At 59.8% G+C, this 21,010-nt stretch carries 23 protein-coding genes; 13 read left to right on the top strand and 10 right to left on the bottom strand.

Features of this window, described 5'->3' with window-relative positions:
- On the bottom strand, nucleotides 1-885 hold an 885-nt coding region (locus tag B4F73_RS11035; protein ID WP_290483267.1), incomplete at its 3' end, for a radical SAM protein.
- Between the two features lie 118 nt (nucleotides 886-1,003).
- On the opposite strand from B4F73_RS11035, the gene B4F73_RS11030 reads away from it, so the two are divergent.
- Nucleotides 1,004-1,519, top strand: a complete 516-nt coding sequence (locus B4F73_RS11030; protein WP_206991196.1) for a DsrE family protein — start codon at nucleotides 1,004-1,006, stop codon at nucleotides 1,517-1,519.
- Between the two features lie 4 nt (nucleotides 1,520-1,523).
- Here the strand turns inward: B4F73_RS11030 and B4F73_RS11025 are convergent, their stop codons facing one another.
- From B4F73_RS11025 to B4F73_RS11015, 3 genes are all read right to left on the bottom strand, one after another.
- Nucleotides 1,524-1,886, bottom strand: coding sequence for a RusA family crossover junction endodeoxyribonuclease (locus B4F73_RS11025; protein ID WP_206991195.1), 363 nt, complete (start codon nucleotides 1,884-1,886; stop codon nucleotides 1,524-1,526).
- On the bottom strand, nucleotides 1,883-2,194 hold the full coding sequence (locus B4F73_RS11020; protein ID WP_206991194.1) for a hypothetical protein: 312 nt from the start codon (nucleotides 2,192-2,194) through the stop codon (nucleotides 1,883-1,885). The genes B4F73_RS11025 and B4F73_RS11020 overlap by 4 nt, the downstream gene beginning before the upstream one ends.
- Before the next feature lie 139 nt (nucleotides 2,195-2,333).
- On the bottom strand, nucleotides 2,334-2,837 hold the full coding sequence (locus B4F73_RS11015; RefSeq protein WP_290483266.1) for a DUF3592 domain-containing protein: 504 nt from the start codon (nucleotides 2,835-2,837) through the stop codon (nucleotides 2,334-2,336).
- Nucleotides 2,838-3,010: 173 nt separating this feature from the next.
- On the opposite strand from B4F73_RS11015, the gene fumC reads away from it, so the two are divergent.
- From fumC to B4F73_RS10995, 4 genes are all read left to right on the top strand, one after another.
- Nucleotides 3,011-4,396, top strand: coding sequence for a class II fumarate hydratase (fumC, locus tag B4F73_RS11010; protein WP_290483265.1), 1,386 nt, complete (start codon nucleotides 3,011-3,013; stop codon nucleotides 4,394-4,396).
- A gap of 16 nt (nucleotides 4,397-4,412) precedes the next feature.
- Nucleotides 4,413-5,150, top strand: coding sequence for a class I SAM-dependent methyltransferase (locus tag B4F73_RS11005; protein ID WP_290483264.1), 738 nt, complete (start codon nucleotides 4,413-4,415; stop codon nucleotides 5,148-5,150).
- A 154-nt stretch (nucleotides 5,151-5,304) separates the two neighbouring features.
- Nucleotides 5,305-6,891, top strand: a complete 1,587-nt coding sequence (locus B4F73_RS11000; protein WP_349679563.1) for a SulP family inorganic anion transporter — start codon at nucleotides 5,305-5,307, stop codon at nucleotides 6,889-6,891.
- A 91-nt stretch (nucleotides 6,892-6,982) separates the two neighbouring features.
- Nucleotides 6,983-7,786, top strand: a complete 804-nt coding sequence (locus B4F73_RS10995; RefSeq protein ID WP_034811827.1) for an SDR family oxidoreductase — start codon at nucleotides 6,983-6,985, stop codon at nucleotides 7,784-7,786.
- Here B4F73_RS10995 and B4F73_RS10990 read toward each other — a convergent pair.
- The gene (locus tag B4F73_RS10990; RefSeq protein ID WP_290483262.1) at nucleotides 7,783-8,592 is read right to left on the bottom strand and encodes a DUF2306 domain-containing protein; all 810 of its coding nucleotides are present in this window, start codon (nucleotides 8,590-8,592) and stop codon (nucleotides 7,783-7,785) included. The two genes, B4F73_RS10995 and B4F73_RS10990, sit on opposite strands and share 4 nt — an antisense overlap.
- 161 nt (nucleotides 8,593-8,753) lie before the next feature.
- On the opposite strand from B4F73_RS10990, the gene B4F73_RS10985 reads away from it, so the two are divergent.
- The 5 genes from B4F73_RS10985 (at nucleotide 8,754) to B4F73_RS10965 (ending at nucleotide 11,112) form a co-directional block, all read left to right on the top strand.
- The gene (locus tag B4F73_RS10985; protein WP_290483261.1) at nucleotides 8,754-9,737 is read left to right on the top strand and encodes a helix-turn-helix domain-containing protein; all 984 of its coding nucleotides are present in this window, start codon (nucleotides 8,754-8,756) and stop codon (nucleotides 9,735-9,737) included.
- A 73-nt stretch (nucleotides 9,738-9,810) separates the two neighbouring features.
- Nucleotides 9,811-10,110, top strand: coding sequence for an aspartate decarboxylase (locus B4F73_RS10980; protein WP_206991186.1), 300 nt, complete (start codon nucleotides 9,811-9,813; stop codon nucleotides 10,108-10,110).
- A gap of 13 nt (nucleotides 10,111-10,123) precedes the next feature.
- Entirely contained in the window at nucleotides 10,124-10,723 is a 600-nt protein-coding gene (locus tag B4F73_RS10975) for a GNAT family N-acetyltransferase (protein ID WP_290483260.1), read from the top strand.
- The gene (locus tag B4F73_RS10970) at nucleotides 10,723-10,917 is read left to right on the top strand and encodes a DUF4169 family protein (protein ID WP_206991184.1); all 195 of its coding nucleotides are present in this window, start codon (nucleotides 10,723-10,725) and stop codon (nucleotides 10,915-10,917) included. Before B4F73_RS10975 ends, B4F73_RS10970 begins: the two co-directional genes overlap by 1 nt.
- 72 nt (nucleotides 10,918-10,989) lie before the next feature.
- The gene (locus B4F73_RS10965; RefSeq protein ID WP_256434933.1) at nucleotides 10,990-11,112 is read left to right on the top strand and encodes a hypothetical protein; all 123 of its coding nucleotides are present in this window, start codon (nucleotides 10,990-10,992) and stop codon (nucleotides 11,110-11,112) included.
- 8 nt (nucleotides 11,113-11,120) lie between these two features.
- On the opposite strand, the gene B4F73_RS10960 is transcribed toward B4F73_RS10965, so the two are convergent.
- A complete protein-coding gene (locus B4F73_RS10960; protein ID WP_290483259.1) occupies nucleotides 11,121-12,131 on the bottom strand; it encodes a hypothetical protein in 1,011 nt (336 codons plus the stop codon).
- A 148-nt stretch (nucleotides 12,132-12,279) separates the two neighbouring features.
- Between B4F73_RS10960 and B4F73_RS10955 the strand changes: the two genes are divergently transcribed.
- Nucleotides 12,280-13,389, top strand: coding sequence for an NADH:flavin oxidoreductase (locus tag B4F73_RS10955; RefSeq protein ID WP_034810833.1), 1,110 nt, complete (start codon nucleotides 12,280-12,282; stop codon nucleotides 13,387-13,389).
- A 350-nt stretch (nucleotides 13,390-13,739) separates the two neighbouring features.
- Here B4F73_RS10955 and B4F73_RS16835 read toward each other — a convergent pair whose 3' ends face one another.
- Both B4F73_RS16835 and B4F73_RS10950 read right to left on the bottom strand, forming a co-directional pair.
- Nucleotides 13,740-13,829, bottom strand: a complete 90-nt coding sequence (locus B4F73_RS16835) for a hypothetical protein (RefSeq protein WP_414651733.1) — start codon at nucleotides 13,827-13,829, stop codon at nucleotides 13,740-13,742.
- A 33-nt stretch (nucleotides 13,830-13,862) separates the two neighbouring features.
- The gene (locus tag B4F73_RS10950) at nucleotides 13,863-14,177 is read right to left on the bottom strand and encodes a hypothetical protein (RefSeq protein ID WP_290483258.1); all 315 of its coding nucleotides are present in this window, start codon (nucleotides 14,175-14,177) and stop codon (nucleotides 13,863-13,865) included.
- A gap of 105 nt (nucleotides 14,178-14,282) precedes the next feature.
- On the opposite strand from B4F73_RS10950, the gene B4F73_RS10945 reads away from it, so the two are divergent.
- Together B4F73_RS10945 and B4F73_RS10940 are read left to right on the top strand one after the other, a co-directional pair.
- Nucleotides 14,283-16,622 carry an ATP-dependent helicase gene (locus B4F73_RS10945; RefSeq protein WP_349677859.1) on the top strand — a complete coding sequence of 780 codons (2,340 nt, stop codon included), beginning with the start codon at nucleotides 14,283-14,285 and terminating at the stop codon, nucleotides 16,620-16,622.
- A gap of 58 nt (nucleotides 16,623-16,680) precedes the next feature.
- Nucleotides 16,681-17,115, top strand: coding sequence for a PH domain-containing protein (locus B4F73_RS10940; protein ID WP_051607433.1), 435 nt, complete (start codon nucleotides 16,681-16,683; stop codon nucleotides 17,113-17,115).
- A gap of 197 nt (nucleotides 17,116-17,312) precedes the next feature.
- Here B4F73_RS10940 and B4F73_RS10935 read toward each other — a convergent pair whose 3' ends face one another.
- Together B4F73_RS10935 and B4F73_RS10930 are read right to left on the bottom strand one after the other, a co-directional pair.
- A complete protein-coding gene (locus B4F73_RS10935; protein WP_290483257.1) occupies nucleotides 17,313-20,543 on the bottom strand; it encodes an efflux RND transporter permease subunit in 3,231 nt (1,076 codons plus the stop codon).
- The coding region (locus tag B4F73_RS10930) for an efflux RND transporter periplasmic adaptor subunit (protein WP_349679562.1) at nucleotides 20,540-21,010 on the bottom strand (471 nt) is incomplete at its 5' end. The genes B4F73_RS10935 and B4F73_RS10930, both read right to left, overlap by 4 nt.

Genomic DNA, 21,010 nt, shown 5'->3' with positions numbered 1-21,010 from the left:
GGCTTGAGTGAGCGAGTCGTCGGCGCGAGCGAAATGATCAAGGCCAATGGCCTGGTAGCCTGCCAGTTCCAGCGTGCGCGCGCCTGCCTCGGCCTGTTCAAAGCGCGCTTCAAGGCCGGGAAGGGCATCTTCGTCGATAGCGGCCTGGTGTTTGGCGAACCATGGCACATGCGCGTAGCCGAACAGCGAGATGCGGGCGGCGCCCATCTCGGCGGCGAAATGCGCGGCTTCCTCGACATCCGTGACCGTTTGGTGGGGCAAGCCATACATGAGGTCCATATTGATCGCACCGATCCCTGCTTCATGCAGTCGGGCGATGCCCTCGCTGAGGAGGACTTTCGGCTGAATGCGGCCCACGGCTTGCTGCACGGTGGCGGAGAGCGTCTGGACGCCGAAGCTGACGCGATTGGCGCCGGAGGCCGCCATGGCGTGGATGAAATCCGGGGTCAGGCCACGCGGGTCTATCTCGACCGCGATCTCGGCGCCGGGACGCAGGCCAAAGGCGCGGCTTGCATGCGCGACAAGGTCCTTGAAGTCTTCGGCTGAAAGCGCATTGGGAGAGCCGCCCCCAAAATGCAGGTGCGCCATCCCGTCATGGGCCCCCAGCGCCCTGGCCCAGAGGTCGATTTCGCGATGCAATATCTCCAGATAAGCAGCAATGCGCGTGTAACCATTCGGCACGCTGGTCGCGCATCCGCAATAGAAGCAAAGCTTCTCGCAGAACGGCACGTGGATATAGACCGAGATCGGTTTGTCCGACGCAGTCTGGCTGGCCCAGATCCCGGCCTCTGTTTCCGCCACCTGCGGCGTGAAATCCGCCGCGGTGGGATAGCTTGTATAGCGCGGGACGGGGCGCGACGCGAAAGGAATCCATGCCTGTTTCATGGCGATGGTCCTAGCAATGGTGGGCGGCCCGGTGACTACGCAAAAGCCCTTATATCAAATGCGGCTCGACGTCGCTGGCGCCACCGCCTAGGGTCAGCGGCACTTAGAGGAGATGTCCATGATACGATCAATCCTTTCCGCTACCGCGGCTTTGCTGCTGGTTGCGCCTGCGCTGGCGGGTCCTGATGATTTCAAACCCGGTATGGCGATCCCTGCTTTCGGGAAGGTGGCGAGTGTGCCGGATGCCGAGCGGCTGTCCAAGGACGCCGTCTTCAAGATCGCATTCGACACGGCGGCACCTGCTGAGCCGGGCAAGGTGAACCGGACATTGGAAAGCGCAGCGCGTTTCCTGAACATGCACGAGGCGGTCGGTATCCCTGCTGCCAACATCAAGCTGGCGGTGGTTGTGCATGGCGGAGCCTCGGCGGACCTTGTGGCAGGAGCAGGTAACGCGAATGCGCCCTTGGTGGCCGCGCTCGCAAAGCACCGTGTCCGTATTATTCTGTGTGGCCAGACTGCAGCCTATCGCGACATCGAGAAATCAGATTTGCTGCCGGGTGTCGAAATCGCACTTTCGGCGATGACCGCGCACGCGAAATTGCAACAGGATGGCTATACGCTGAACCCGTTCTGACGGCTCAGTCCATCGCCTCGGCTTTCAGCCAGATGCCTTCGCGTTCGCCCACGCGCCGCTCGACCAGCAGGCGGGCGACCTGATGGTCATCCTCGAAGACGTTCCCTGTCAAACTGTCGAGCAGGGCCTTGGCGAGATTGTCGAGGTCCATCCAGGGCGCATCGCCTGTGTATTCCATCATGATGTGAACGGAATAATCCCCATAGCCGGGCCGCAGGGGCGGGAACTCCTTGCGAAAGAATTCCTTGAGCAGGGTCTTGTAATATTTCGCCTGCGTCGTCAGGCCGTGACAGCGCACTTCGAGCGCGCCCTCATCCGTGATGCGCGCGCGCACCTTTCCGGCGGAAACCCATTCGGCAAGGCTCATCCCCGCATCCGATGACGTGACTGCATGCGCGCCTCGACCGCTTCCTTCGAGGCCTTCAGGCCGAGACCCGTTTGTTCGCGCAGCAGTTTGATGGCAAGGATTTTCTTGCGGTCGTCGGTTGCCCGGTCGATCTCGGCCCACTTGGCCTTGGTGACCTTCGACAGGGCTTCTTCGATCTGGGCCTCGGTCATGAGGGGTGGCGAGAAGGAATTAAGTCCGATCCCGCGCACGAGAAAACCGAGCGCGAAGGCCAGCGCGGCGACAAGCAGCGTCGCCGGTTGTGACAGTGCCTGGGCGAGAGCGTTCATGGGCAGTCCTGGCGTCTTCCGGAAATGTATCTCGGTCCGGCCCCGTTGGGCCCCGCGAACCCGCAATCTAGGCGAGGCCGTCAGGACCGCGCAAGACACGAATGGGGGAGAAGGTGGCGCCTGTTGAAGGTCGCCGGGTTCAAAGCTCGGATGCGACCACGCCGCCGGCGATGCCAAGTCCGAACAGTCCGAACAGTGCCATGGACGCTGTAACCACCCAATTGTGGGTGCGATACAGCACAGCCTCTTCGGGGCTGGTGGGGTTCACCCATGCATATATCTGGCGCTGCTCTGCCTGCAATTGGTCGAACCGCCGTTTCAGCTTGCGATGTGCCTTGGCGTCCGAGGAGCGCCGTGACCCGAGATCGACCCGATGGCCGGTATAGGCCTTGCCGTCATACTCGTAGCGGTAGGTCACCTGCGTTTCGTACAATGTCAGCGCGCGTCGCACCTTTGCGCGGATTCCGGACCGGGCCACGCTATCCCGTCCCGTACGAATTTCACTGCTTTCGATCAGGGCTGGTGCCCTTTCCCAGTTGCTGGAGCCGAGATAGCGATAGGTGTTCAGACCGGCCTTTCCGATGAAGAGAAGACCGACGCCGAGCATGACCAGGCTAAAACCGAGAGCTGCAATCGTTTTCATGGCGGCTGACTAGACCACAGGCCTTAATTCCACGTTGCCATGGCCAGATAGGCCGAATGTCGCCTTGCAGCGGCGCATGGCCGTGCTACACCGCGCCGGTTCTCAGGTTTTCTACAGGGCCATCCGGCGCCAAGGGTGTCCTGTCCAACTTATTCTCGAAGGAGCTTGCACTCATGACGACGCGCACCGAAACCGACACGATGGGCCCCATCGAGGTCTCCGATGACGCCTATTGGGGCGCGCAGGCTCAGCGCAGCCTCGGAAACTTCAAGATTGGCTGGGAAAAACAGCCAGAGCCGATCATCCGTGCCCTTGGCATCGTCAAGAAGGCCGCCGCTGAAGCCAATATGGACCTCGGCAAGATGGATCCCGAACTGGGCAAAGTGATCGTGCAGGCCGCCGAAGAAGTCATTGAAGGCAAGCTGAACGATCATTTCCCCCTCGTCGTCTGGCAGACCGGGTCGGGCACGCAGTCCAACATGAATTCGAACGAAGTGATCTCGAACCGCGCCATCGAGATTCTGGGGGGCGAAAAGGGCTCAAAGAAGCCGGTTCACCCGAACGACCATGTGAACATGTCCCAGTCGTCGAACGACACGTTCCCGACGGCGATGCACATCGCGTGCGTTGAGGAAGTCGTTCATCGCCTGGTGCCGGCGCTTCAGGTTCTGCACAATGCGCTCGATTCCAAAGCCAAGGAATGGGCCGACATTATCAAGATCGGCCGCACGCACACGCAAGACGCAACGCCCGTCACGCTCGGCCAGGAATTTTCCGGTTACGCGCAGCAGCTGGCCAATGGCATCGAGCGCATCGAACTGACGCTGCCAAAGCTGATGGAACTCGCGCAAGGCGGCACGGCCGTCGGCACGGGCCTCGCCTCGCCGGTCGGATTTGCAGAAAAAGTTGCCGAGAAGATCGCTGGCATTACCGGCCTGAAATTCACGACCGCACCGAACAAGTTCGAAGCGCTGGCCGCGCATGACGCGATGGTGTTCACGCATGGGGCGATCACCACCGTGGCCATGTCCTGCTTCAAGATCGCCAATGATATCCGTTTCCTTGGGTCCGGCCCGCGTTCCGGCCTTGGCGAATTGGCCTTGCCGGAAAACGAGCCGGGCAGTTCGATCATGCCGGGCAAGGTCAACCCGACCCAGTGCGAAGCGCTGACCCAGGTGTGCGCGCACATTCATGGCAACAATGCCGCCATCGGCTTTGCCGACAGCCAAGGCCATTTCGAGCTGAACGTGTTCAACCCGATGATGGCCTACAACTTCCTCCAGTCGGTGCGCCTGCTTGCCGATGCGGCGGTGAGCTTCACGGAGAATTGCGTTGTCGGAATCGAGCCACGGCTCGAGAATATCCAGCGCGGCCTCGAGAATTCCCTCATGTTGGTGACGCCGCTGAAGGAAAAGTATGGCTACGACCGCGCTGCCAAGATCGCCAAGACGGCCCACAAGAACGGGACGACGCTTCGCGAGGAAGCGATCAAGGACGGCATTCCCGGCGAAGATTTCGACAATATCGTCGATCCGTCCAAGATGATCTCGCCTGGCTGATATGCTATGAGCGGGCATGCTGGATTTTGATCCCGAGACGTTTGGCGCGCTCAATGCGGATGATTATGACGCCCTCCATGATCCGGGGACGACGGAGGATTCTGTCGCCCTGATTGCGGAGCTGGCTGGCAAGGGCCGCATTCTTGAGTTGGCAATCGGCACAGGCCGCATGGCCCTGCCACTGGCAAAGCGCGGCTTTGCCATATCCGGCATCGAAGGCTCCGCCGCCATGGTGGAGAAGCTGCGCGAAAAGCCGGGCGGGGCAGACATTCCGGTCGTCATCGGCGATATGGCCGACTGTGCCATAGACGGCGATTTCGAGTTTGCTTTCCTCGTCTTCAACACGCTGTTCAACCTGACCAGTCAGGACGCTCAGGTGCGCTGTTTCCGCCATGTTGCTGACAGGCTGGTACCCGGCGGTGGGTTTCTGGTGGAAACCTTTGTGCCGGATTTTTCCGGGTATCACGACAATCAGAGCATGCGCACGACGCAGATTGGCTTCAAGTCCCTTTGGTTTGAAGCGAAGATGCATGATCCAACCCGGCAAGTGATCCAATTCCAGCGCGTGCGTATCACCGAGGGCGGTACAAAACTTGTGCCGCTGGTCATGCGTTATGCCTGGCCGCAGGAAATGGACCTGATGGCAGAGTTGGGCGGCCTGATGCTGGAACACCGCTGGGGCGGATGGAAGCGAGAGCCTTTCACCCCCGAAAGCAGGATGCACGTTTCATTGTACAGGAAACCGGCAGACTGAAGTCTCCCGGCCAGTTTCTTCACGCCTGCGGTTGCGCCGCAGGGGGAAGATCGCCATACGGCGGCAAACATCTTCCTGCCCTCAGATCGAAGAGTGTCATCCCGTGGTAAAATCGACTTTTGCAGCCTTCGCAGATCGCCTTGGCGCCCAGGGCCTGTCGCAGGCCAGCTTCACCCAGTTCACGCCGAACCGGATCAAGATCGAATTGCTGTCCGGCCTGACAGTCGCCTTGGCGCTCGTGCCGGAGGCCGTGGCTTTCGCTTTCGTGGCGGGCGTGCACCCGCTGGTCGGGCTGTATGCGGCCTTCATTGTCGGCCTCGTGACGGCCGTGATTGGTGGCCGTCCGGGCATGATATCGGGCGCGACCGGCGCGCTGGCGGTTGTTATGGTTTCGCTCGTCGCGCAGCATGGCGTTGAGTACCTGTTCGCGACTGTTGTGCTGATGGGTATCCTCCAGCTGGTGGCGGGCATTTTCCGGTTCGGGAAGTTCATCCGCCTCGTACCGCATCCGGTGATGCTCGGCTTCGTGAACGGCCTCGCCATCGTGATCTTCATGGCGCAGCTGACCCAGTTCCAGGTGCCGGGCACGGCTGAAGTGTCGGCGCACGGCATGTCCGGCGGGGAATGGATGAGCGGCTGGCCGCTCGCGGTCATGCTGGCGCTGGTTGGCCTGACCATGGCGATCATCTGGCTGTTGCCGAAATTCACCAAAATCATTCCTGCGCCACTGGCCGGGATCGGCATTGTCGCTGCCGTGGTGATCGGGTTCGGCCTGGACGTGCCGCGCGTGGGCGATCTCGCCTCCATTCAGGGCGGCCTGCCGAGTTTCCATATGCCGAGCGTGCCGCTGACATTTGAGACGTTCAAGATCATCCTGCCCTACGCGGTCATTCTCGCAGCTATCGGCCTCATCGAGAGCCTGCTGACGCTCAATCTTGTCGGGGAGATCACCGGCAAGCGAGGCGGAGCGAGCCAGGAGTGCGTGGCGCAGGGCACCGCAAACCTGATCACAGGCTTCTTTGGCGGCATGGGCGGCTGCGCCATGATCGGCCAGTCGATGATCAATGTGAAATCCGGCGGACGTACGCGCCTCGCAGGCATCGCCGCCGCACTGTTCCTGCTGGCCTTCATTCTCGTTGGTTCTGGCCTCATCGAACAGATCCCGTTGGCCGCGCTGGTCGGCGTCATGTTCATGGTCGTGATCGGCACATTCGCATGGAACAGCCTGCGCATCATGACGCGGATCCCGCTGCTGGACGCCGCCGTGATCGTACTGGTGACCATCGTCACCGTCTTCTATGACCTGGCGACGGCTGTGGTCGTTGGAGTGATCGTCTCGGCGCTCGCCTATGCATGGAACAATGCTCGCCGCATCCACGTCATCGAGCGTGACAGCGTGCGCACACCGGGCGCGCATGTCTACGAGATCGAAGGCCCGCTTTTCTTCGGATCGACCGATGGTTTTGCCGAACTGTTCCATCCCGAAACCGACCCAGATGTGGTGATCGTGGATTTCATGCGCTCGCGTGTTGTGGACCAGTCCGCATTGCAAGCGATCGAAGACCTTGCGCGTCGTTATGAGGCCCTCGGAAAGACCCTGCAGCTGCGCCATCTTTCGCGTGATTGCCACAAGTTGCTCAGCAAGGCCGGGCAACTAATGGTCGATTCCGATGATGATCCCGAATACGCGATTGCGGTGGATTATTCGGTCAAGACAGGTGCCTTCAGCGGAGCGCACTGACGCGCGCCTGCGACGTAATCTCCTTGCCTCGGATCGGCAGTTCCGCCACTAGGAACGCCAATCAGAAACTTGGAGGAACAGGCGCATGGATATGGATTTCAGCAATTTGTTTTCGGTGGCCGGCAAGACCGTCGTGATTACGGGCGGCTCGCGCGGCATTGGCGAAATGATCGCGGCAGGCTTTCTGGCAAATGGCGCGAAGGTGATCATTTCCTCGCGCAAGGCGGATGCCTGTGAGGAAACGGTCGAGCGTCTGAAAGCAAAATATGGTGGCGAAATCTATGCCATTCCGTCCGATGTGGGCCAGATGGTCGGCATCGAACACCTCGCCAACACGCTCGCCGAGCGGGAAGAAAAGGTCGACGTTCTGGTCAACAATGCCGGTGTGGCATGGGGTGCTAAGCTGGAAGACTTCCCGGAGCATGGCTGGGACAAGGTGATGGACGTCAATGTGAAGGGGCTCTTCTTCCTGACCCAGAAGCTGATGCCGCTGCTGCGCAAGGCGGCGAGCGCGGACTCTCCGGCCCGCGTGATCAACATCGCCTCCATCGACGGCATGCACACCTCACCGATGAGCGGCTTTGCCTATGGCACGTCCAAAGCGGCCGTCATCCATCTGACGCGCTTCATGGGCGCGCATCTGGCCGGTGAGCATATTCTCTGCAACGGCATCGCGCCGGGCCCATTCCCGACCTATATGCTATCCACCGGCGTCGGCTTCAAAGGCGAAACCGAAGGCGTCGACTGGCAGAAGATTGGCGACCAGAATCCGTCTGGCCGGGTGGGCCAGCCCTCCGACATTGCCGGCCTCGCCATGTTCCTGTCATCCAAGGCCTCCAATTATATCACCGGGCACACCGTCCCGTGCGATGGTGGCATTGTCTCGTCCAGCTAGAGCTGCGGGAACCAGAGAAACGTCGACGCTCCGAAAATGCCGATCGCGGTAAAGACGGTGGCCGCTGCGACAAGCAGACTGGCTGCCGCCTTTGCGGCGGCGGAGCGACTCCGGCGGGCGGCACAATAGAGTTCAAGCACGGCCAGCGGAATCAGGTAGCTGCCATAGGTGATGATGATGTCGGCAGGTCCGCTCATCGTGCTGTTCATCCAGCGAGGGGACTGGTTGATCATTATCCAGCCCATCAGGCCGACCCGAACGAACCAGACGCCATTGGCAACCATGAACAGGCGCATTGCCCAGCGTTGATGGTCGGCGAGTCGGCGCGCCAACGCAAAGCGGATTGTGTAAACGGCGCAAACCAGGATCAGCACGGCGTTCAGCGACACGCTGGCGGCTCCCACAAGAGACAGGTATGTGTCGCGCCCCCACGTGAGCCAGAGCCCCCCCAGTGCAAGGGTGCAAGCCAGCACCAAAAAGATGCGGCCAGACCATCTGTGCAGGGTTGGGAACCGCCGCCGCAGAACCGGAATGAGCTGTATGAGGCCCGTCAGCGTCATTGCGGCCGCCAGCAAGACGTGACTTGCAAACATCAGATTGCCCGCATCGTCGCCCGGAACATGGCCTTTGATGAGTTGCTTGTCGTTCCACCCTGCGAAATTTCCCGTGGCTGTGCGGGTGCCATAATGAGCAATGATAAAGGCGATGAAGGCCAGTTGGCCGACCGCAGCAATGCAAAACCACGCTATGCCTGTGCGGCTCAGGAGCTTGTTCCATTTTCCAAGATTTTGTGAAGTGGGTGCCACGCGCAATCCTTCCATGTTTCAAACAGGGAAGGTGTGGTCAGGATCGCCGACATCGTCTTGCCGATTTGGAAATCGGCGAGGATTTCCGCAGAAAACCGTCGATATTGCTCCGGTAAGCTTCTAAGCTTGCCCCCGTTGCTGGCCAACTGGAAGAGATGCTTATGAAGATCGCCCAAATACGCATTGAGAACGATGGCATGTTCAGGCACGGCCTGCCATTTGGTCCAGTTGCTCCGCTTACACTGTATTGGGCGGCGTTTGCGCTTTCGGTATGTGCTTTCATTGCCGAGTATTTCGTCGGCGGCATTGTCCCCCAGCTCGGTGTTGTGCTGGTGCTCATCGGTTTCGTGCCTTGCGGTATGGCCTGGCTTTTGTCGCGCGAATTGTTCCGGCAGGAAACCGAGCGAAAAGCCTGGCCGCTCGTCGTGGTCGTGACGCTCTATTTGACCTGCCTGATCAGTTATGTGGTCCCGGAAGGGCATGCGGGCAGACTGGTCGGAATGGTGGCCAGCATGAAGGGGCTGATTGGGTCAGCCATGCTGCTCATGACTTTCGTGGAGGCCATTGATGGCTTGAAGGCCTCATCTGCGGAGCGACGGTTCCGCTTATGCTTTGCGGGTGGTTATGCCGCGATCGTCTTTGTTTCCCTCATGAACGACCAGCGCGGACTCGATGTTTGGCAGGAAGAGTTCAGGATTGTCGCCGCCACGCTCGCATTGGTCGGTGCAAGCGCGGCAGTGCTCTATCGAAGGCAAAATCCTCTTGCGCAGACCAAGCGGCCAAAGTCAGCGGCAGGACATCCGGCGCTTGCCTTGCGACTAGAGCGTCTGATCGAGACTGATCACGTGTTTCTGGAACCCCAGATAAAAGTCGCCGATGTAGCCGAACGTTTGCGCGAACCGGAATACAAGATCAGCCAATGCATCGTATCCGACCTTGGCTTCGCCAATTTCAACCAGATGATCAATTCCTACCGTATAGCCGAGGCGAAGCGCAGGCTTGCCCGTCCTGATCTTGAGGGTCAGCCTATCCTGTCCATCGCGATGGATTGCGGATTTGGCTCGCTCGGCCCATTCAACAGGTCATTCAAGGCGATGACGGGTCTGACGCCGAGCGCGTATCGCCGGCAGGCGGCGATGCAGTGAGGGCTGGCGATTGGCGCGGTGAAGACTAGACTGCGCGACACAGAATCACTTCCCGCCAAGAAAGGCCGTCTCCATGGCAAACGCTCCCGTCGGATCCAAATCCAACCCGTCCCAGTTCGATATCCTGGACAAGCTGGCCGAGGACGAGCCGTACTTCGTGATCCGAGCGCATGATCCGCTATCTTCGGCGCTGGTCGAGCTGCACGCCTATATCGGCGCAGGCCAGTCCGGCGCGGCCCACAACAAGCTGGCCGAGATCATGGCGATGACGGCCGCCAAGGCCCCGCGCCCGGCCTCCAGCCCGAAATATCGCGAAACCTTCGCCATCTCGCTGGCCATGGAACAGTGGCGCGAGACGCATTCCGGCGATTAAGGGATTTGCCGGTTTGCAGATTGCGCCCGTCACGCTGGAGAACCGTTTCGTACGGCTCGTGCCGTTTGACATTGACGCGCATGCCGAAGCGTTACGGGACATGGCTGAGCGGTCCGGCCAGCGGCTGGCGACGTGGCCGTATTTCAATCCGCCGGGCGACTGGATTTCGGTTTGGGTAAAAGCGATCCGGAAACGTGCGGAGGCTGGCACACTGGTGCCGTTTGCCGTTCTGACGCCGGAGGGTCGCTTCGCTGGGATGAGCGCCTATCTCAACCCGGATGCAGTGTCGGAGAATGTCGAGATCGGCATGACGATTTATGCGCCTGAATTTCAGGGTGGCGCGACAAATCCCGCTTGCAAGCATTTGCTGCTCGGCCATGCCTTTGGTCAGGGAGCAATCCGCGTCTGTTTCAATGTGGATGAACGCAATGCCCGGTCTCGTGCAGCAGTGACCAAGCTGGGCGGCGTGCAGGAAGGCGTCCTGCGCGATAATCGCGTCCTGCCGGATGGTTTTGTCCGCACCACTGTGGTGTTCTCGATCCTCGCCCGCGAATGGCCCGGCGTGAAAGAGGGCCTGGAGGCGCGGCTGGCGCGTTTCGAGAGGAAGGACTGATGGCGGAACCGATCAATCTCAACAAGTTTCGAAAAGCGAAAGCCAAGGCCGAGAAAGACAAGTTGGCCAAGGAAAACCGCGCGAAATTCGGACGCACCAAGTCCGATCGATCCCTGGAGCAAGCGCGCGCGGACAAAGCGCGCCGGGAGACCGAAGCCCATCGCCGGGACGATGATCCCGAAGACCATGGTTAATCAGGTCTTACCAACCGGCCTCTGACTTGCAGAGTGTCTTCCGACTTTGTTTCAAAGCGGGAGGACACGCCAATGGGTCGCATTCTGGGAAAATTCGTGGTGGCCGGTATCGCATTTGCGGCCGGGATCACTTGGGGCATCGTGGCTGACGCGGCTGAAGCCGGTATTCCGATCCGCACGCTGCTTGGTTTTTAGTCTTCCGTTCAGCTAGCCGGTTCTTCCGGATACAGGATCGAATTGATCAGGGCGTCATCCATGCGGCGGCCTGAAACGCGCTCCAGTGCGCTGAAGATCGGCTTGGCCTGTTTGTCTTCGAGCAGGGGGATTGACTGGGCCAATTCGGCGGCGCGGGCATAACGCAACTGGGCCGTGGCCATGTCGCCGCGCGCCTCCGCACATGCGCCCAGATTATGAAGAATGGCAGGGGCGTGGGTCCATTCGCGTCCCAATTCGTCCCACTGTGCGCAGGCCCCCATGAAATTGCCATTCTTGGTGGCCTTCACGGCTGCGGCGAAGCGAGGGTCGTTCTGGGCTTCTGGGGTCAGGCCGTCCGTCATGATTTCGGCGCGCATGGTCTGGTAGTAAGGCGCGATATCATTGCGGAACCGGCGAACGGCTTCCACGGTCGCATCTCGCACCATGCCAATCGGGGCATTGTAGGGATCGTAGCTGGACTGTTGAGGGTCGCGCCAAACGCCGAGGTCATGGCCGCGATCTTCATATTCGGCCACGTCGACGCATGTTTCCCGATTTGCCCCGCCCAGCTGTTGCTGGCTGAAGACCAGCCGGTTGGTGCGATAGTCCACCAGATTGGCGGTGACAACGACTTCGACGGTTTCTTCGCGACATTCCGTTTCAACGATGGCGCGGTGTTCGCAATCGAACAGGCCGTCATATTCAACGCATCGCTTTTCGCGTTCAAAGCGCGTTTCGGCATCCCAGGACTCTATGTCGACCCGGCCCTCATAAATTCCGGCCGGATCGCCGGACGGCAAGGTGAACCAGTAGGATCCATCCAGCGTAACCTGTTCGATCATGTCGGCGAACTCGGCTTCGGCGACATTCCCGGCTGGCCCGCGGAACTGGCCCACGGCGACATCGCGATATTCTGCGGCCTGAGGAAAGCCAGGCGCCATGCGCGCCTCATAGTCATATCCGGGCGTGGCACAGGCAGCGGCCAAAGCGGGCAGGAAGAATAACAGGGCGTGTCTCATGTGGAGAGCCTTCAACAGTTTCAAGTCAGTAGCGTTGAGAGATACTGAACAGACACTGAACCATGCAATGGCTGTCTTTGCGTAGGGGAAAATCTTGACCTTGGGGGAGGGTGCCGCCACCTGTCTCGCAACATTGATGGAGCTCTAAATGACAAGTTCACTGTTCACCCCCTTCAAGATGAAGTCCCTCGACTTGCCTAACCGCATCGTGATGGCCCCGATGACGCGGTCGAAGTCGCCGAACGGCGTGCCGGGCAATGATGTTGCAGACTATTATGCGCGTCGCGCCGAAAACGAGGTTGGCCTGATCCTGACCGAAGGCACCACAATCCGCCGTGGTGGGGCATCGAACGACCCGAACGTTCCGAACTTCCATGAGCCGGACTCCCTGGCTGGTTGGAAAAATGTGGTTGAGAAGGTCCACGCCAAGGGTGGCAAGATCGCGCCCCAGATCTGGCATATGGGCATGGTGCGCAAGGAAGGCAGTGGCCCCAATCCGGACGCGCCGACCGACAGCCCTTCGGGCATGACGCATACCGGTAAAGCTGTGATTGAGGCACCGACATCAGCTGAAGTCGACGACATGGTGCTCGCATATGCTGACGCCGCCGCTGAAGCGGAAAAGCTCGGTTTTGACTGTGTCGAAGTGCATGGCGCGCATGGCTACCTGATCGACCAGTTCTTCTGGGATGTCATGAACAAGCGCGATGACAAGTTCGGCGGCACATCGCTGGTCGACCGCGCCAGCTTTGCCTCTGATATCCTGAAGGAAATTCGCAAGCGTGTCTCTCCGGATTTCCCGATCATCCTGCGCTACTCGCAGTGGAAACAACAGCAATATGATGCGCGCCTGGCTACGACGCCGGAAGACCTCGAAGCTTTCCTGAAAGTGTTCGTCGATGGCGGCGTGGACGTATTGCACGCGTCCCAGCGCCGCTACTGGGAACCCGAATTCCCTGAGGTCGATGGCGAGAACGGTCTGAACGGTGCAGGTTGGGCCAAGAAGCTGACTGGCCTGCCCACCATTACCGTCGGGTCGGTTGGCCTGTCAGGCGATTTCATCAAGGCTTTCCAGGGTGAGGGTTCGGGGACACGGTCGCTCGATGACCTCGAAGAGCGCTTGTCGCGCGGTGAGTTTGACCTTGTTGCGGTTGGGCGCGCGCTGCTTCAGGATCCGGCATGGGCCCGCAAGGTGCATGAAGGTCGCCTTGATGAGTTGAACGATTATGATGCAGCGAGTTTGGCAACGCTATCTTAGGTCGATTTAGACTTGCATCCGATCGTCAGGAATGGTTTTGGTTAATTCAGCTGGGCCGAAGGTGGCTATTCCGCCAAGGTCCAGTTGGATGGTGGGGACAGTTTAGGCCATCCCGATACAATTTGACGATGAAGGCGTGTGGGGGACCCGTACATCACACGCACTTTGTCCGCGCTTCGACGCCACCTGCGCGATAGCCGTCTTGTTCGGATGATCTATTCCCCCTTCTGACGCGGGCCAAGCCCGTATCAAAGTGAGATGCCTTCACACCAGCATCTCGCTCGACCCTGCAAGGCCGCGTCCCGCACACCTGACGCGTCCCTGCAGGGTTTTTTTGTGGTCAGTTCGGGTCAGGCGGTGTTGTAGGACTCGGCCAGCCATGCCCTGACTTCAGAGTCGACATCTTCGGCAGATACGAGCCGAACCTTGTGCGTGCACATACTGCCCGGCTTTTCTGCCGCTAAACGATCAGATCAAGTGGTCTTGTCGCTATTGTCGAAGGATTTGGCAGGCGTGCATCGGGCCTCGTCATTGTCTTGCCCGGACATCTGCCTGTCCTTTATGCCGAGCAAGCTGGCCTGGAACTCCTTCAACAGGTCCGCATCCTGTTCAGTAGGATTCTCCAGCTCCTGCAGTGCAGCCACGCGTTCTTCGAGCCACATGGTTGCTTTGGCAGTTCCATCACCGACCACGGGGTTGCATGCAGTAGGATTGGACGGCGCATCTGCCTGTGCGGGCAATAGAGAAGACGCGATGGCAGCGGCTATCAGAAAGACGGGCTTCTTCATCCTCAAGGGTTCCAAATTCAATTTTTGGGAGCATGACATGGCACTGGCATATTCACAATATTCGTGTGTGCCGCAAACCCTGCCCAACGGGGCATTCGGTGCTATATGTTCGCTATGAGTTCTAATCCGAATCGCCTGTCCATTTCCCAAATGGCCGCCGCCAAACCGCCCGCTGCCAAGAGCGAGGCGGAGTATCTGGACGGCCTGAACCCGGAGCAGCGCGAGGCCGTGCTGACGACCGAAGGCCCTCTGCTGGTGCTTGCCGGTGCCGGCACGGGCAAAACGCGCGTGCTGACCACGCGTCTCGCACACATCATCGGCACGCGGCTGGCCTGGCCGTCGCAGACGCTGACCGTGACCTTCACCAACAAGGCCGCCCGGGAAATGCGCGAGCGGGCGCTGAACATGCTGGGCGAGGCGGGCGAGGGCCTGCGCTGGCTTGGCACGTTCCACTCGATCAGCGCGCAGATTCTGCGCAAACATGCCGAACTGGCAGGGCTTAAATCGACTTTCACCATCATCGACACCGATGATCAGGTGCGCCTGTGCAAACAGATCATTCAGGCCGAGAACATTGATCCGAAACGCTGGACGCCGCGCTATCTCGCCAGCCTGATTGATGGCTGGAAGAACCGGGCGCTGACGCCGGACAAGGTGCCGCCGGAAGAGGCTCACCAGTTCGCTGACGGCAAGGGCATCACCTGTTACCAGATTTATCAGGCGCGGCTGAAAGTGCTGAATGCGTGCGACTTCGGCGATTTGCTGATCCACAACATCACGATCTTCCAGAAAAACCCTGATTTGTTGAAGGAATATCACGACAAGTTCCGTTATGTTCTGGTCGACGAATATCAGGATACGAACGTTGCGCAGTATCTCTGGCTGCGCCTTCTGGCGCAGGGCTCGCAGAATATATGCTGTGTCGGTGATGATGATCAGTCAATCTATGGTTGGCGCGGGGCGGAAGTCGACAACATCCTCCGCTTCGAGAAGGATTTCCCCGGCGCGCATGTGATCCGGCTGGAAAAGAACTACCGCTCGACCAAGCATATCCTTGCCGCTGCTTCCTCGGTGATCAGTCACAACAAGAGCCGTCTCGGCAAAACGCTCTATGTCGGCGACGACAATGCAATTGATGATATTGACGCCTCCAAGGTGAAGGTGCGCGGCCTGTGGGATGGCGAGGCCGAGAGCCGCCTGATTGCGGACGATATCGAGAGCTGGGTGTCGAAGGGTGGCAGCCATGAGGATTGCGCCGTTCTGGTGCGCGCCTCGTGGCAGATGCGGGCCTTCGAGGAACGCTTCATCATGCTGGGCATACCGTACCGCGTGATCGGGGGCCCGCGCTTCTTCGAGCGCGCCGAGATACGCGATGCGCTGGCCTATTTGCGGCTTGTACGGTCGCCGGATGATGATCTTGCGTTCGAACGGGTCGTGAACCAGCCGAAGCGCGGCGTGGGAAATACATCGCTCGCCAAGCTGCAATCCTATGCGCGCGAGGATGGCCGAAGCCTGTTCGTGCTGACGCCAATGGTGCTGCAGACTGACGAGATCAAGGGCGGCGCGAAGCGCGGGCTGAACCAGTTCATCGACCAGATCAATCTCTGGCGAGACAAATTGGCCAATGGCATGCCGCATACGGAACTTGCCGAAACTATTCTCGAAGAGTCCGGCTATACCGACATGCTTCAGAAGGATCGCAGCCCGCAGGCGCAGACACGGCTCGACAACCTGAAGGAACTGGTCCGCGCGATGAGCGAGTTCGACTCACTGGCCGGCTTCCTGGAACATATCGAACTGGTCATGGACGCTTCGACCGGCGGGGCCGGGGAAGACCAGGTGCAGATCCTGACCTTGCACGGCGCCAAAGGGCTGGAATGGCCCGTCGTCTTCTTGCCCGGATGGGAAGAGGAAGTCTTCCCATCCCGCCGCAGCCTGGATGAAAGCGGCATGAAGGGGCTCGAGGAAGAGCGTCGGCTGGCCTATGTCGGCATCACGCGCGCGCGTCAGCACGCCTATATTTCCTTTGTGGCGAACCGCCAGATCTATGGCCGCTGGCAGAGCGTACTGCCTAGCCGCTTTGTTGATGAGTTGCCGCATGATCATGTCGAGGCGATTTCAGAGACGGGCTTTTCCGGCATGCCCGGTGGCGAGAGTGGATTCAGCGGATCGGTCGAAGACCTTGGCGAACGTTCGAATTACAAGAGCCCGGGCTGGCAGCGCCTGAAGGAAAATGCGGGCCGGTTCGACACGCGTCCGCCGCGAGACAATACGACCCTGTCGGCCACTTCAGGCGGACCGGCAACTTTCAAGGTCGGCACACGTATCTTCCATGACAAGTTCGGCTATGGCCGGGTGGCTCATACGGAAGGCAACAAGCTGACCGTGGATTTCGAAAAGTCCGGACGGAAGAAAGTGATCGCCACATTCGTGCAACCCGTTTGATGGTTGACCGCGCGTTCCATTCCGAATTGGATGGGTAAGGCAAAGCGGTGAGGCGATCATGGCCGGTTATCTTGAGAAGCGGCTCTATGAGGGCGAGGTCCTGCGCTATCGCGGCCAGTTCCATTGGCTCGAATATGCCAAGGCATGGGCGATGCTGATTATCTTTGGCATCATCATCTTCGGGATTTTCTATTTTATCGCCCAGATGATCCGGTTGAACACGACCGAGTTTGTAGTGACAGATCGCCGGGTTGTGAAGAAAACCGGGCTCTGGTCAGCCAATGTCGAGGAGATCACGCTCGACTCCATAGAGGGCAGTTCCCTCAACCAAGGCATCTTGGGGCGGATATTTGGCTTCGGAAAACTGTCGGTCCATGGGCGTGGTGAAACCCACATCAATTTCCCCAACATGGCCCATCCCCAGAGGTTTCGGGCTGAAGCGGAAAAATCCAAGCAGACAGCGCTTGCGCCGGGCGGGCCTCTGGTCGGCTGATCTGTTTCGCGAGAAAGGATATGCAGCACCGGGGGCCTGGTCAGGGGGGAGGGAGTCCGGCCGGCCTCATGAAGCGCGATGGGTGGAGGCGCTTGCCCGAAAGGGCGAAGGCTGACCCGGTGCTGCAGTACCTGTTCTCGCATGAACCACGCGAACGCAAACCGAATGGCGCGTTCATCTGAGGCTCATCTGGATTCCTATTCAGCGGCGGGCAGGGACCGGTCAGACGGTTCGTTCTCGTTGGCCGTGGTCTGTTCAGATATACTGTGAGCGGCTGCCTGTTCGCCCCGGACCCGATCCTTCAGGCGGCCGGCCCAACGGCGAATACGGTGTGGTGCAAGCAGCCAGACAGGCGTCACCAGCAAGATCATGATTGTAGAAAAGCCAAGGCCAAATACCACGGCCGTTGCCAGTTGGACCCACCATTCGGAGCTGGCACCCCCGAAATTGATCGAGCCTTCGAAGAAGTTCACATTCATCTGAATGATCATCGGCAACAGGCCACAGATGGTCGTGCCGGTCGTCAGCAGGATCGGACGAATACGCTGGGCGGCTGTCGCGACGGCGGCTTCTTCCGGCGTGCGGCCATCGCTGAGCAGACGGTTATACGTGTCGATGAGGACGATATTGTTATTCACCACGATCCCGGCGAGCGCGACAATGCCCGTACCGATCATCAGCTGGGAAACGTAAGGCAGGACGAGCTGGATACCAACGAGCACACCGGCAGTGGATATGATTACGGCCGTCAGGGTCAGGAAGACCTGCCAGAAATTGTTGAACTCCCACAGCAGGATGATGGCCATCATGAACAGCATGGCGAGCAGGGCCCCCTGGAAGAAGGCTGCCGCATCGGCGCTATCTTCGTCCGCGCCTTCAAAGCGTACCTCCACCGTGCCGGGAATATCCTGTTCGGCAACCCAGGCCTTGACCTCTTCGACGATCGCAGCGCCTGCACCCTGTTCCACGGCATTGGCGCGGACATCCACGACCCGGGCTCCATCACGGCGCGTAATCTGGCTGACCCGCGGGGCGGGCACGCGCTCGACAAACAATGAGAGCGGAACATTGCCGCGCGGCGTGGCGATACGAAGATCGTCAATTGCGCTGGCGCTGCGGTCTGCCTGTGGGAAGCGGACGCGGATGTCGACTTCGTCATTGGCATCGTCCGGCCGATAGCGACCGACGAGCACGCCATTGGTGATTAGCTGTACGGCTGCGCCGACCTGGCTGATATCGAGTCCATACTTGCCAGCTTCGGCACGGTCGACTTCGAGTTGGTATTCGATACCGGGCAGAGGGCGCGTGTCTTCAACTTCGCGCAGGTCAGGTCGGGAATCGAGGTAGTCGCGGATCATGCGCGCAGTGGAATTGAGGGAGGCGGCATCCTCGGAGAGTAGAGCGATCTGAATGTCCTTGCCCGAGGGTGGGCCTTGTTCGCGGGCGGCGATTTCGAAGCGAAGGCCAGGAATTTCAGCCAGCCGGGTGCGGATGTTCGCGAGTGTGCGGCGGCCATTGTGCACGCCATCGGCCGTGGCCAAGTCGACCAATAGCTGCCCAACCGTGTCGGTCGGCTTGCTGGATGATCCGTCCGGCGAAAAGATCGCGCCACCGGAGGCGCCGGCTTCGGTCGAGATGTCTTCAACGCCGTCCATGCCGGTAATTGCCACTTCGGCCCGTTTGACAAGAGAAAGCTGTTCTGCGGTGGAGAGGCTGCCCTGAGCCTGAACGAACACGAAGGCTTGTTCAGGTTCGACATCCAGAAAGAGTTCGGTCTTGTGCGGTGTCGAGCCAAACCAGACAAAGATCATCATGACCCCGGCAATGGCCACGCCCGTCACAGCCAAAGGATGCGCCAGCAGCACTTTCAGCAGGCGAACATATCCGCCAAGCCAGCCGGTAGCCTCCGACGGATCGGCGTCTGCCGCCAATGCCGCCAGACTCTCATCGGTACCATCAGGCCGTGCGCCGATCACCGAACCGAGCACCGGCAGGAAGATCAGCGCCATGACCAGCGACGCCGACAGAACGAAAATCAGCGTAATCGGCAGATAGGCCATGAACTTGCCAGGCATTGAGTTCCAGAACAGGAATGGGATAAAAGCCGCAAGGGTTGTCGCGGTCGATGCAACCACTGGCCAGAACATCCGCTTGCCGGCCATGCCGTAAGCCTCTTTCCGGTTGAGGCCCTCGGCCATTTTTCGGTCGGCATATTCGGTTACGACAATGGCGCCATCGACCAGAATACCCACCGCGATGACCATGCCGAACATGACCATCATGTTGATCGTGTAACCAAATGCCCCAAGAAGCAGGAACGCCATCACGAAGGAGGCGGGGATGGAGATACCCACCAGCAGCGCGGAGCGCCAACCAAGTGCGGCCACACAGATTATCATCACCAGCATGACAGCGGTGATGATCGAGTTCTGGAGTTGTCCCAGCTGATCCCCAATCAGTTCCGAGGCGTCTGATGTGATGCGGACATCGACCGTGTTGTGCCAGCTTTCCTGCTGGGCCGCGACGGTGTCGCGCACGAAATTCGCCGTGTCGAGAATGTTGGCACCGGAGCGTTTGACGATCTGCAATTGCAGGGAGGGTTGGCCGTTGAACGTCGCGTAGCCGGTTGCGTCCTTGTAAGTGCGGCGGATTTCGGCCACGTCCGACAGAGTCACCGTGGCATTGTCAGAGCGTTTGACCGGCAGGTTGAGCGCATCCTGGGCGGATCGGATCAGGCCGGGCACCTTGACGGCAAAGCTGCCTTCGCCGGTGTCGATCTGGCCAGCCGGGACGAGCTGGTTGTTCGCGGTCACGACGGCGTAGATGTCCTGATAGGACAGATTGTAAGTTTCAAGTTTGACGGGATCGACCACAATTTCGAGCACGTCTTCGCGCTGGCCAATAATGTTGGCTTCCAGCACGCCCGGATTGCGCTCCAGCATGTCCTGCAGGGTCTCGGCAATCTGGTTCAGTCCGCGCTCAGGCGCCTGGCCGAACAGGTTCACGACCATGATCGGGAATTGTGAAGCATTCACTTCGGTGATGATGGGCTCGCGGGCATCAGCCGGGAAGAACCGTTTGGCCAGATCGACCTTGTCCTTCACGTCCAACACTGCCTGATCGACATCGGTTTCGATTTCGAATTCCAGAACCAGTTGGCCAGCGCCCTCTGCGCCGATGCCGATAAAGGTTTTCAGGCCCTCAAGAGACTGGATTTCCTGTTCGATGGGTTTGACCAGAAGGCGCTCGGCATCTTCTGGAGTCACGCCAGCCAGCGGCACCGTGATGCCAACAAAAGGAATTGGAATGTCCGGATCCGCTTCCTTGGGCAATCCGATATACGTCGCCGTACCGGCAATGATGGCGCAGATCAGGATGGACAATACCATCCGCGCGCGGCCGATGGCACCCTCGACGATCTGGGTCATGGCTGGGCACCGCCTTGGGGAACAGGTTTCACTTCGACCCCTTCAGCCAGGTAGTCCTGGCCAATAGAGATCAGTCTGACCGTAGCGGGCAGGCCTGTGACCCACGCGCCCTCAGGCGTCTCATCAATCACTTTGATGGGCGCGAACTGTACCGTGTTCTGGTCGTCGACGTAGCGTACGCCGAGTTCGCCAGCGTCCGACAATGTCAGAAGGCCGGGAGAGATCAGCGTCGCTGGCACCTCGCCCATTGGAATAAAGAGTTCTGCCGTGACACCCGCGGCGACCGGATCGTCGCCTGTGTCGAGTTCACCCTCGATCAGGAAGGTGCGCGTGCCCGCGTCGGCCGTGCGTGAGACATAACGCAGCGTGGCCGGATAGGTCTTGCCGCTGGGCAGGCGGGCGGTGCCGGTCATGCCGGTCGTCAGTTGGCCGGCATTGGCCTCGGCCACTTCGACCGCGACAATAAC

The organism is Hyphomonas sp. UBA3601 (assembly GCF_002375605.1).
In the GTDB taxonomy this organism is placed as follows: Bacteria; Pseudomonadota; Alphaproteobacteria; order Caulobacterales; family Hyphomonadaceae; genus Hyphomonas.
Note: the sequence above shows the minus strand (reverse complement) of the source record. Positions and strands in the feature narration are given on the sequence as shown.

Excerpts from the sequence above, each read along its gene's own strand:
- B4F73_RS11030 (WP_206991196.1), top strand. The coding sequence starts at position 1,004 with ATGATACGATCAATCCTTTCCGCTACCGCGGCTTTGCTGCTGGTTGCG.
- B4F73_RS11025 (WP_206991195.1), bottom strand. The coding sequence starts at position 1,886 with ATGAGCCTTGCCGAATGGGTTTCCGCCGGAAAGGTGCGCGCGCGCATC.
- B4F73_RS11020 (WP_206991194.1), bottom strand. The coding sequence starts at position 2,194 with ATGAACGCTCTCGCCCAGGCACTGTCACAACCGGCGACGCTGCTTGTC.
- B4F73_RS11015 (WP_290483266.1), bottom strand. The coding sequence starts at position 2,837 with ATGAAAACGATTGCAGCTCTCGGTTTTAGCCTGGTCATGCTCGGCGTC.
- fumC (WP_290483265.1), top strand. The coding sequence starts at position 3,011 with ATGACGACGCGCACCGAAACCGACACGATGGGCCCCATCGAGGTCTCC.
- B4F73_RS11005 (WP_290483264.1), top strand. The coding sequence starts at position 4,413 with ATGCTGGATTTTGATCCCGAGACGTTTGGCGCGCTCAATGCGGATGAT.
- B4F73_RS10995 (WP_034811827.1), top strand. The coding sequence starts at position 6,983 with ATGGATTTCAGCAATTTGTTTTCGGTGGCCGGCAAGACCGTCGTGATT.
- B4F73_RS10985 (WP_290483261.1), top strand. The coding sequence starts at position 8,754 with ATGAAGATCGCCCAAATACGCATTGAGAACGATGGCATGTTCAGGCAC.
- B4F73_RS10980 (WP_206991186.1), top strand. The coding sequence starts at position 9,811 with ATGGCAAACGCTCCCGTCGGATCCAAATCCAACCCGTCCCAGTTCGAT.
- B4F73_RS10970 (WP_206991184.1), top strand. The coding sequence starts at position 10,723 with ATGGCGGAACCGATCAATCTCAACAAGTTTCGAAAAGCGAAAGCCAAG.
- B4F73_RS10965 (WP_256434933.1), top strand. The coding sequence starts at position 10,990 with ATGGGTCGCATTCTGGGAAAATTCGTGGTGGCCGGTATCGCATTTGCG.
- B4F73_RS10960 (WP_290483259.1), bottom strand. The coding sequence starts at position 12,131 with ATGAGACACGCCCTGTTATTCTTCCTGCCCGCTTTGGCCGCTGCCTGT.
- B4F73_RS10955 (WP_034810833.1), top strand. The coding sequence starts at position 12,280 with ATGACAAGTTCACTGTTCACCCCCTTCAAGATGAAGTCCCTCGACTTG.
- B4F73_RS16835 (WP_414651733.1), bottom strand. The coding sequence starts at position 13,829 with ATGTGCACGCACAAGGTTCGGCTCGTATCTGCCGAAGATGTCGACTCT.
- B4F73_RS10950 (WP_290483258.1), bottom strand. The coding sequence starts at position 14,177 with ATGAAGAAGCCCGTCTTTCTGATAGCCGCTGCCATCGCGTCTTCTCTA.
- B4F73_RS10945 (WP_349677859.1), top strand. The coding sequence starts at position 14,283 with ATGTTCGCTATGAGTTCTAATCCGAATCGCCTGTCCATTTCCCAAATG.
- B4F73_RS10940 (WP_051607433.1), top strand. The coding sequence starts at position 16,681 with ATGGCCGGTTATCTTGAGAAGCGGCTCTATGAGGGCGAGGTCCTGCGC.
- B4F73_RS10935 (WP_290483257.1), bottom strand. The coding sequence starts at position 20,543 with ATGACCCAGATCGTCGAGGGTGCCATCGGCCGCGCGCGGATGGTATTG.